Origin of the sequence: Streptomyces milbemycinicus (genome assembly GCF_002154605.1) — a bacterium.
Taxonomy (GTDB): Bacteria; Actinomycetota; Actinomycetes; order Streptomycetales; family Streptomycetaceae; genus Streptomyces; species Streptomyces milbemycinicus.
On sequence record NZ_MUNE01001256.1, the window covers coordinates 1 to 846 of the forward strand.

1 protein-coding gene is annotated in these 846 nt (G+C 63.4%); it reads left to right on the top strand.

Annotation, left to right across the window (positions count from 1 at the left end):
- Nucleotides 1-183 precede the first annotated feature (183 nt).
- Entirely contained in the window at nucleotides 184-690 is a 507-nt protein-coding gene (locus CCN51_RS52470) for an RICIN domain-containing protein (RefSeq protein WP_238545481.1), read from the top strand.
- The last annotated feature ends 156 nt before the right edge of the window (nucleotides 691-846 follow it).

Consider the following 846-nt stretch of genomic DNA (forward strand, 5'->3'; position numbering starts at 1 on the left):
TCGTCTGGCCTTTCGGGCCGGGCGAGGGGGCATCTCAATGCCTCGTGTCAAGCCCTGTCATGTCCAGTTGGCGAGTCGAGTCACGCCGTCGTGGCATCGTCGAGGGAATCCCGAGTGCAGTGCAGTACGTTCCGTGTCCAGCTGAACACATAGTGTGATCAGCTCAGGGGAGAGGGATCCTTCATGCGCATTCGATCCGCCTGCGCCGTGGTCGCCGTAGCGCTAAGTGCGACCGTGCTCGGGGTGAGCACCGCCGACGCGACTGGGCCGCTGTCCGGCACCAAGATCCGCAACTGGCAGACCGGCTTCGTCCTCGGCGTCGCCGGCAACTCAACCGTCGGCGGCACCTCGATCCAGTACCAGACCGACACCAACGAACTGGCTCAGAAGTGGGCTATCGACCCGGTCACCAGCGGGACCTTCCTGCTGCGCAATCTCAACAGTGACATGTGTGTCACCGCTGTGGGCGGAGGCGGCTCCGAACCCCTCCAGCAGCGTCCGTGCGACCCCCGCTGGGACGAGCAGATCTTCAGCATGGAAGCTTCCAGCAGGCCCAACCGGTACCAGCTCAGGAACCAGGCCTATGGCCTGTGCGTGAACCCCGACGTCGCTGGCGTCAACGCCAACGCCCGAGTTATCGGCTGTAGCACCGCCAACAACTACAACACCCACTCGTTCGAGGTCCGCTGACCTTCAGGGCGGGGCAACACAGCAAGCCAGCAACAACTGTTCAGGGCCCGACCCGAAGAAGAGGTGTCCGAAGCCATAGGAGGTGGCTTCGGACACCTCTTTTTCGGGTCGGGCCCTGAACAGTTGTTGCTGGCTTGCTGTGTTGCCCCGCCCTGA